This is a genomic window from Mycoplasma sp. HU2014 (genome assembly GCF_001199495.1).
Taxonomy (GTDB): domain Bacteria; phylum Bacillota_I; class Bacilli_A; order Mycoplasmatales; family Mycoplasmataceae; genus Mycoplasma.
This window is the reverse complement of record NZ_LFYS01000018.1, coordinates 1-9280: the sequence shown is the minus strand read 5'-3', so window position 1 is coordinate 9280 and position 9280 is coordinate 1. Positions and strand designations below refer to the sequence as shown.

The window sequence follows — 9280 nt, the reverse complement described above, 5'->3', positions numbered from 1 at the left end:
TCTAAGAATCTAATATTTCTATTAACACTCATACCTTTATCAGCAATAATAGTTACTGTGTTTATTTCATAAAGGTCTGCAATTTCAAGCATGAAAGGAATAAATGTATTTGAATCAGCACTATTTCCAGGAAAAACTTTGTAATGTAATGGAATTCCGTTTTCATCGGTTACCATTCCTATTACAATTTGATCTTCTTTGAATTTTCCATCCTTTGAATAACCAGGCTTTTTAAACCCTTCTCTTGAAAATGTTTCAAAATATGCGGTTGTTGCATCAAATCACAAAACATCAATTTTTCTATTTGTGTTATCACAAATTTTCTTGTTTAAGTTTTTCAGAATCTCGTCTTTATTTTTTGCAATATAATCTAATGATCTGTAAAATGAATTTTTTGAATGAGTATCTATTCTTTCTTTTTTTATTGTTTTGTAAGTGTTAAATACGCTAATCGGATTTTTAATTCTTTGATAAATTAATTGCATAATAACATCTTTTAGTGTTGTTGATCTTGTAGTAGAACAATTATCAAAAATATCGAAATAATCAAAGAATTTTTCAATAATCTCGTAACCTTTATACCTTTCTATAACCTCTTTTTTCAATGATTTTTTCTCTTTGAAAATTTCATCTAATTTTGTTTTAGCTTGTTCTTTTATTCAAGATAGTGGGAAGTTTGCAATAATTGATTTAATCACAGTTAGCGGATCATCGTCATATTCTTTCAATTCATGTAAATAACCATAACCGAATCTGAATTCAAACCCCTTGTTATCTCTTCTCGGCACCCCAATTGATAAATATTCACCCTTCTTAACTCTTGCTATTGATGTTCTTCATTGTCTTTTTGTATCTTTTCTTGACTTTTTCATATTTCTATTATATCATATTTAAGCATAAAAGTATAGATATTTATATTTTTTTATAAAAAATATAGCTACTAAAAACGTGCTGTTTTTGTAACTAAGTGGGAAACGTAGGAAAAATAGAAAAAATATATTCATCTGAAAAAAGAATTCAAGTTTGCAAATTCGATAACTCATCAATTATTATTTCTGATATGAGTTTAAATAAAACGTTTTGTTATAATTTTATATTAAACAAGAATGTAAATGATATTTCTGAGAAATTCTACTATAGATTAAAGTCTTATGATCAGAAATTTATTATAGGTAAACCATTGTATGATTATGGTAAAGATATTAATTATTACCTATCCTTAGAATTTATATACATATAAAAATGAGTCTAATGACTCATTTTTATTATTTAGCTCTTAACATCTTTTCTCTTGCTTTCAATTTATCATAAATTGAAAGTTTAATTATTCCATCTCTTTTTCAGATACCTTTAATTACTTCTACTATCATTCTTCATAAAAATAAAACATAGGTTATTTGGAAAATGATGTAAATTAATGCAAATAATACTGCAAATGGATTAATACCACCATCATTATCAAAAGCATTTATTAATCTTGAAAAACCGCCTACTAATCTTAGTAAACATAGTCACATAACTATAAATAGCTCTATTGTAGTTACTACTAAATAAAAGTAAGCAAAGATTCTCATAGTGGTACTGGTTGATGTATCGTCTTCAAATTGTTCTTCTGAATTTTTGTTGTAGTAAAGAGCTATTGAAGGAACCCCTACTAATATAAATAATACTGAAATAAAAATTAAAACTATTGTTATACTGTAATATGGATTAGTCTTATTAAAAGCACTTGAAATATTTCCACCAGTTACTTTATTTAACTGTAATAACAAAGCTACCAATAATATAGCAAAACCCACTAATGTTATAACCGAAAACACTCTAGATAAAAATCATTTTGGTTTTATTGTAGAATTTGTTTCTATATTAGGTAAACTTGTTAATAATCAAGGAGTAAAAAAACCACCTAAATTTAAACTTAAAGAAGCAAGAATATATCTATTTGATACAATTTGTTCATTAGTTGCTTGTTTCAAAAATCTAACAATTACAAAAGCTGTAGATATAGTTCTTCATAAAGAATAAGATAGTATGCTAAATAATACTGGAACTCCTAATTTGTATTTAGGATTTATTGTATTGTAATCTAATGAATTAAAGAAAACCATTCCAGATACCAATCCAATAACAGCTAATACTGAACCGACTATTTGTAGGAATATAATTCAAGTTTTTGACATTGATATTGCAAAATTCATTGAACTTTGTTCTGGTGTTTGATACCTGGATTTGATATCGTAGTTGTTCATAAAAATTTCTCCTTATTATATATTTATATACATAATTTATATTACATTAAAAACTACAACAAAAGAATAGTAAATAGTTCAATGAATAATACGTTTGTATCTTTAGATTTTATTAAATATTCTTACCTTAAATAAAAAAATAGCAAAAACCGTTTTTCAACTAATACATAATTTAGATTTCAAAATTAAGATTTTTTATTTAAAATAACTGGAATTATTAATGGATTTCTTCTCTTTTCTTTAAAAATATAAGGACTTAATGAAGATTTTATAGCTTTTTTAATAGCTCCAAATGTTGGTTTTGGACTAGATAAAACTTCGTTAACTGCATTTGTTACTATTGCAATTGATTCACCAATAATTGCTCCAGAATCTTTTACATAAAAACTACCTCTAGAAATAATTCTTGGTTGAGCAATTAAAGTGTTTGTTTGAGAATCGATTGAAACAACAACAGCGATTAATCCATCTTTAGATAAAATATCTCTTTCTCTAATAACATTACTTGCTTGTCCTGTCATATCTTTTCCATCAACATAAACAGCATCAGCTTCTACACGTTTTCCAATTTGAGCTTTTCCTTGTAATAGTTCTAATACATCTCCATTAGCCATTACAAATCCGTTACCCTTTTCTAAGTTAACACTCTCACCTGTTTCGACGTGTTTTTTAAGCATTCTAAATTCACCGTGCATTGGCATAAAGTAATGAGGTCTTATTAAACTGAATAATAGTTTTTGTTCTTCTTGACTAGCGTGTCCTGAAGTATGTATTTTTAAACTTGGATTATTTTCAATTACAATAGCACCAATTCTTGTTAGTTTATTTACAAGTTTTTCAACATCAGCTCTATTTCCAGGAATTGGCGATGATGAGAAAATAATTGTATCACCGGGAATAATATTAATTGATAAATGTTTTCCATTCGCAATTCTTGATAGAGCAGCCATCGGTTCACCTTGACTACCTGTTGTTAGAATCATAATTTGATTTGGTTTATATTTATCTATATCGGTTGACTTAATAAATTCTTTTTCACTAATTTTTAAGTGACCTAGTTGTCTGATCATTTTAATAATTCTTTCAATTGATCTACCAAGAATAACAATTTTTCTACCATACTTATGTGCTGTTTCAATTATGTGTTGAATTCTGTGAACGTTTGATGCGAATGTTGTTAAAAAAATTCTTCCCTTAGCCTGTAAAAATAATTTATCGATATTTTTTATGATATCTCTTTCACCTTGAGTATATCCTTCAACTTCAGCATTAGTTGAATCAGCCATCAATAACTCTATTCCTTGTTCTCCCATTTCAGCTAATTTATTTAATTCAGCAAAATGTCCTAGTGGTGATCAGTCAAATTTATAATCTCCAGTTGAAAAAATATTTCCATTTGGAGTTTGAACTAAAATACCAAATGCATCAGGTATAGAGTGGTTTAAAGCAGCGAAACTAACTTTAATATTTTTTGTTGCTCATACATCATCAGCTTCATATTCTTTAACAACTGTTTTATCTTGTAGTTTATATTCTTTTAATCTATCTCTAATTAACATAGCAGCCAATTTTGGAGCATAAATAACTGGTATTTTTACTTGTTGAACTAAATAATGAATTCCACCAATATGATCTTCATGACCATGAGTTATAAACAATGCTTTTATTTTCTTTTCATTTTCTACTAAATATGAATAATCAGGAATAACTACATTAACTCCTAACATGTAAGAATCAGGGAATTTAACTCCTGCATCAATCATAATTAATTCATTATCATATTCAATACAATAAGTATTTTTTCCAACCTCTTCTAATCCACCTAATGCAAAAACTTTAGTTGGAATATTAGTTTGTTGATATTTTCTTTTTATTTCTTTTTGTTTGAAAACATAAGGTTTAAATTCTTTTTCATCAATACTAATATTAATCTCATCACCATTATCATCAAAATCTTTTATTTTTTCTAATTCGTGTGTTAAGTTAACGTCTTCTAATCTGTGACTTTTACTCATTTTCGATTCTTCCTTTCATCTTAATAACTATCAGAATAAAATTAATTATTTGTATAAACTTATTATCTTTTTTTATTCTCAAGTGCATACTAAAAAAATGGTATATTCTTAATTAATTTATACCACATAAACAATAAAAAACATAAATACAATAACAAATTCTGGAATAAAAAACATAAATACAATAACAAATAATTTAACATATTTTGTATTTAAACATTCTATAAAACCAAGTCAAATAAAATGAGATGATAAAATAATAATGATATATTAGAAAACAAGGTACGCTATGAAAATAAAAATTAGTAGTCTAACTCATAAAGGTAATTATAGGAAAAATAATCAAGACTATTTAGGATATTCTAAAAGCATTGACGGTTCTTTTTTAGCGATTTTATGTGATGGTATGGGGGGTCATGCCAAAGGTGAAATTGCTTCAAAAACAGCTGTTGAGACTTTTGTTGAGCGTTTTGAAAAAGAAACATTTAATAATAAATCTGAACAAGAAATTAATCAATGATTTGATGATGCTTTATCATATTCAATAGAAGCTATGAAAAAAGTTGCACAAAATTGTCCTAAAAAATCTGATATGGGGACTACTTTATCTGCAATAATATTTACTAATAATAAATCTTATGTAATTAATATAGGTGATTCAAGAGTTTATAAATTTTCTGATAATCATTTAAAACAAATAACAGTAGATCAAAACTTAATGAATTCTAATTATGATCCAGAAAAAATAAAAGAATGTGCTCAAAAACTATATGGTTCAAGATTCAATGAAATGACATATTGAAAGATTTTAACAAGTGCTTTAGGTCCAAATAAAAAGATGAAGCCTGATAATTATATTATTGATGAAATTCAAGGTGTATATTGTTTAACATCTGATGGTGTTCATGATTATGTTGACTCACAAACTTTTGTTGATTTTTTAGAAGTAAAAAACTCTTTAAAAAGTAAAACTAAAAATATAGTTGAATTTGCAATGGGAAATTTATCAACTGATAATTTATCTATCATAATCATAGAGGTTAAATAGAATGAACAAAAATCAAATAAAACAAAATAATAAAATTGATAATGGAATTAACAATAATGAACTTATTAATCAACTAATTAATAAAAGATATAAAATATTAGAATTTATTAACGCAGGAGCTTTTGCCTCAGTTTTTAAAGCAATAGATTTAGATGCATCTTTTTTAAATAAAGAAGATGTATTTGTTGCTGTAAAAATAATGTTAAAAGGAAAAAGAAAAAACACTAAAGAAATTAATGGTCGATTAAATTATGAAGTTAATACATTTGCTAAACTATCATTTAGTAAAAATGTTATTAATATGAAAGATGTTTTTGAATGAGATAAATATTATGTAATTGTTATGGAATTAGTTGAAGGAATTGATCTATCTAAAAAATTCTCCGTTTATAATAATATTCTTTCAACAAATGAGTTTATTTATTATTTTGAACAAATTGCTAGAGGATTAAAAGAAATTCATGATAGTAACATAATACATAGAGATGTAAAACCTGCAAATATTTTAATTACCAAAAATCAAAAAGCTAAAATATCAGATTTTGGCATTTCTAAAATTAAAAGCATTATTAATGAGACAAATGAAGATAGCTTTTCACCAGGAACACCAAGATATACAGCTCCTGAACAATTTATTAATTTTGAATCTAAAAAAAATATTTATTCATATGAATCAGATATTTATTCAGTTGGAGTTATGATGTATGAATTCATAACAGGAACAACATTATTTTTAAACACTAATTATGGTAGTTCAAATGTTAAAGAAAAAGAAAAAGAAAACTTCAAAAAACACTTAGTTAAAGAAGTTTTAAGGCCTAGATATATTAATCCAGATATTCCTCAATCTATTGAAAATATTATTATGCACTGTTTAGCAAAAGAAATAAAAAACAGATATAAAAACTTTGATGAACTTTTAAACGATCTACAAAAAGTGAAACTTGAACTAGATGTTAAAAAAGATTTTCCTGAAATGAATTGAGAAGCAGATAAAATTTCAAACATGAAACTTAATTATAATATTAGATATAAAAATTTTATTGAAGAATTTCCTTATAGATTTACTATTCCTACCTTGTTAATTGTTTTTGTATCGTTAATATTATTTATAGTAGTGATTATATTTAACTAATAGGATGGAGTTGTTTTAGTGAAAGGGATTATCATTAAAAAAGATAGTGTTGAAAGTTATGTTTTTTGTAATGAAAACAAACAAACTTATAAGGTTCATGCAAAAGGAAATGTTAAAAAAGAACTAAAACCTAAAATAGGTGATTTTGTTGATTTTGATATATTAGATGATGGTTATGGATATATTGTTAAAATTGATGAAAGAAAAAATGAATTGCATAGACCAAAAATAGCTAATGTTGATCAAGTTTTAATAGTTACAGCTTTATATGAACCATTATTTGCATCATTTTTATTAAATAAATACATTATGATGTTAGAAACAGAAAAGATTAAACCTATCTTAATTTTTACCAAAATTGATCTATTAAAACAAACAAAATATTATGACGAAGTAATGCATAAAATTAATTGATATCAAAAAATGGGATATGAAGTTTTAATAATTAATAATAAAGATTCAGATGATGATAAGAAAAAAGTTTTAGATAGATTGAAAATAATTTTAGAAAACAAAATAAGCGTGTTTACAGGACAAACTGGAGCTGGAAAATCTACAACTTTAAACAACTTTCTATCAATTGAAAATCAAATTAAAACAAATGAAATTTCAAAAAACTTGAATCGTGGTAGACATACAACAACAAACATCCAACTATACTTTTTAGATAAAAATATTTTTATAGCTGACACACCTGGATTTTCAGCATTTGATTTAAATAATATTGATATAGAGCATATTTTATATTCTTGAGAAACTTTTAGACCATATTTAAATAAATGTAAATTTATAGATTGCACTCATACTCATGAAATGAAATGTAGTGTTAAACAAGCGGTTGAACAACACTTAGTTCCTACATTTATTTATAATGATTATGTAAAAGTATTTGTTGAAATGAAAGAGAAAAAAGAAAGTAGGTATTAATATGAAAAAATTTATTATTGCTCCTTCTGTGCTATCAGCTAATTTTATGAAATTACAAGAAGAATTAGAATTATGTAAAAAAAATAATATTGAATGAATTCATTATGATGTTATGGATTTTGATTTTGTTCCTAACTTAACTTTTGGATCAAAAATTCTACATGATATTAAAAAAAATATCGATATAAAAGTTGATGTTCATTTTATGGTTAAAGTAAAAACTCAAGAGTTTGAAGATTTCTTTGAAGATTATATTTCAGCAAAACCTGAAATGATGACAATGCATATTGAATCATTAGTTGATGAATTAACTGTTAATAAATTTATTGAACTATGTAAGAAAAACAATATTATGGCATCTATAGCAATCTCACCAAAAACTGAAGTTAGTGCAATTTTAAAATATTTAAATAAATTAGATAACGTACTAGTTATGAGTGTGGAACCTGGATTTGGTGGTCAAAAATTTATCGAATCTAGTTTAGAAAAAATTAAAACATTATCTAAATTAAGAGATGAAAATAATTACAAATACACTATTGAAGTGGATGGTGGAATTAATGATAAAACTTCAAGTTTAGTTAAACAGGCTGGAGTTGATATGATAGTTGCAGGAAGCTATTTATTTGGATCTGATAATTTTAAAGAAAGAGCAAAAGGACTAATAGATGAACTATAAAAAAATATTAATAGTCACTTCTACAACAAATATTGATCTAAATTCTTTTAATAATGTTAGCACTTATGTTATTGGAGTTGAAAGAGGTTGTCTGCATTTAATTGATAAGAAGATTAGAATAGATTTAGCTATTGGTGATTTTGATAAAGTTGATGATGCTGAACTTAATGTAATAAAAGAATATGCAAACAAAATTGAAATTTGACCATCTGAAAAAGATTTTTTTGATGGAGAGATAGCAATCATAAGAGCTAGAGAAATTTCTAAAGAAGCTAAGATACTTTTTGTTGCAAATGCAACAAGAAGATATGAAAAGAACTTTTCTATATTTAGCTTAATATTTAAATATGATATTAAATTCATTAATGATTATTCAATTATTTTCTTATTAAAAAAAGGTGAAAATACTTTAGAATTTAATAGGTATCAAGATATGACTTATGTAAGTTTTATTTCTAAAGATGACACAAAAATCACAATTAAAGGCTTAAAATATGAAACAACAGATTTATTGTTAAAACCAATAGCTTCGAGTTGCCTTTCTAATGCTTTTATACCTTATAAAGATGCAACAATTACAACAGATTGTGATGTAGTTTGTATAATGAGTAAATAAAATGGATCTAATAAGATCCATTTTTTTCATTTATTAAGAAATTTATCATTTTTGCCACTATAGGTTTAAAATATCAATAATATTGTCAGTATATTTCTTTTCACTTGTATAGTGTCATTTTTTAGTTGTACCATCTAAATACTTATTAGCTGAACTTAATCTTTCCATTATTTGATTAAATGAAAATCTCTCTGTTAATCCTTTTTCTTCAAATTCTTTTTTCATTCTTGAAGTGATTATAGAACTTATTAAGTAAAGAATTCCAAAAATATACACTATATTTTTCGGTTAAAATAGCACAAAAACAATTAAAAAATGAAAATTTTTAATAAAAGAGTATGTTTTAGTAATAAAATGTACTCTTTTTGTTTAGAAAAATTAATAAAATTTTTAAAAAATACTTTTAAAAGACTTGTCTTTTATGTTATAATATACTATATAATACACTATAGAAAAGGAGAGATATTATGGCTGTACCATTAGAAATAAGGCAAGTTCCAAGACCAAAAAATACTATCGTTAAATTAACAGGAAAATCATGAGCTGTTATTCAAAGAATTGGATGTGAATATAAAAATGGTAAGAATTATCCAAAAAACGGACCTGTCATA

Annotated in this window: 9 protein-coding genes and 1 pseudogene; 6 read left to right on the top strand and 4 right to left on the bottom strand. The window is 24.9% G+C overall.

Annotated features, from left to right (window positions below):
• Positions 1 to 872: IS1634 family transposase (locus tag AB668_RS00985; protein ID WP_152908015.1), on the bottom strand; the 872-nt coding region annotated here is incomplete at its 3' end.
• A 95-nt stretch (positions 873 to 967) separates the two neighbouring features.
• Here AB668_RS00985 and AB668_RS05245 point away from each other — a divergent pair.
• Positions 968 to 1240 carry a hypothetical protein gene (locus AB668_RS05245; protein WP_235443312.1) on the top strand — a complete coding sequence of 91 codons (273 nt, stop codon included), beginning with the start codon at positions 968 to 970 and terminating at the stop codon, positions 1238 to 1240.
• 25 nt (positions 1241 to 1265) lie between these two features.
• Here the strand turns inward: AB668_RS05245 and AB668_RS00980 are convergent, their stop codons facing one another.
• Positions 1266 to 2249 carry a hypothetical protein gene (locus AB668_RS00980; RefSeq protein ID WP_235443311.1) on the bottom strand — a complete coding sequence of 328 codons (984 nt, stop codon included), beginning with the start codon at positions 2247 to 2249 and terminating at the stop codon, positions 1266 to 1268.
• A gap of 185 nt (positions 2250 to 2434) precedes the next feature.
• The gene (locus AB668_RS00975) at positions 2435 to 4264 is read right to left on the bottom strand and encodes a ribonuclease J (protein WP_050517237.1); all 1830 of its coding nucleotides are present in this window, start codon (positions 4262 to 4264) and stop codon (positions 2435 to 2437) included.
• Between the two features lie 289 nt (positions 4265 to 4553).
• Between AB668_RS00975 and AB668_RS00970 the strand changes: the two genes are divergently transcribed.
• From AB668_RS00970 to AB668_RS00950, 5 genes are read left to right on the top strand one after another with little or no spacing between them, the layout of a single operon-like run.
• On the top strand, positions 4554 to 5312 hold the full coding sequence (locus AB668_RS00970; RefSeq protein ID WP_050517236.1) for a PP2C family protein-serine/threonine phosphatase: 759 nt from the start codon (positions 4554 to 4556) through the stop codon (positions 5310 to 5312).
• 1 nt (position 5313) lies between these two features.
• A complete protein-coding gene (locus AB668_RS00965) occupies positions 5314 to 6447 on the top strand; it encodes a serine/threonine-protein kinase (protein ID WP_050517235.1) in 1134 nt (377 codons plus the stop codon).
• Between the two features lie 18 nt (positions 6448 to 6465).
• Positions 6466 to 7374: a ribosome small subunit-dependent GTPase A gene (gene rsgA / locus AB668_RS00960; protein ID WP_050517234.1), complete on the top strand. Its 909-nt coding sequence runs from the start codon at positions 6466 to 6468 to the stop codon at positions 7372 to 7374.
• Position 7375: 1 nt separating this feature from the next.
• Positions 7376 to 8053 carry a ribulose-phosphate 3-epimerase gene (gene rpe, locus AB668_RS00955; protein WP_050517233.1) on the top strand — a complete coding sequence of 226 codons (678 nt, stop codon included), beginning with the start codon at positions 7376 to 7378 and terminating at the stop codon, positions 8051 to 8053.
• Complete coding sequence (locus tag AB668_RS00950; RefSeq protein ID WP_050517232.1) at positions 8043 to 8669, top strand: thiamine diphosphokinase; 627 nt, start codon at positions 8043 to 8045, stop codon at positions 8667 to 8669. Before rpe ends, AB668_RS00950 begins: the two co-directional genes overlap by 11 nt.
• 57 nt (positions 8670 to 8726) lie before the next feature.
• Here the strand turns inward: AB668_RS00950 and AB668_RS05670 are convergent.
• Positions 8727 to 8921, bottom strand: a pseudogene (locus AB668_RS05670) (transposase); the annotation flags it as partial.
• Between the last annotated feature and the right edge of the window lie 359 nt (positions 8922 to 9280).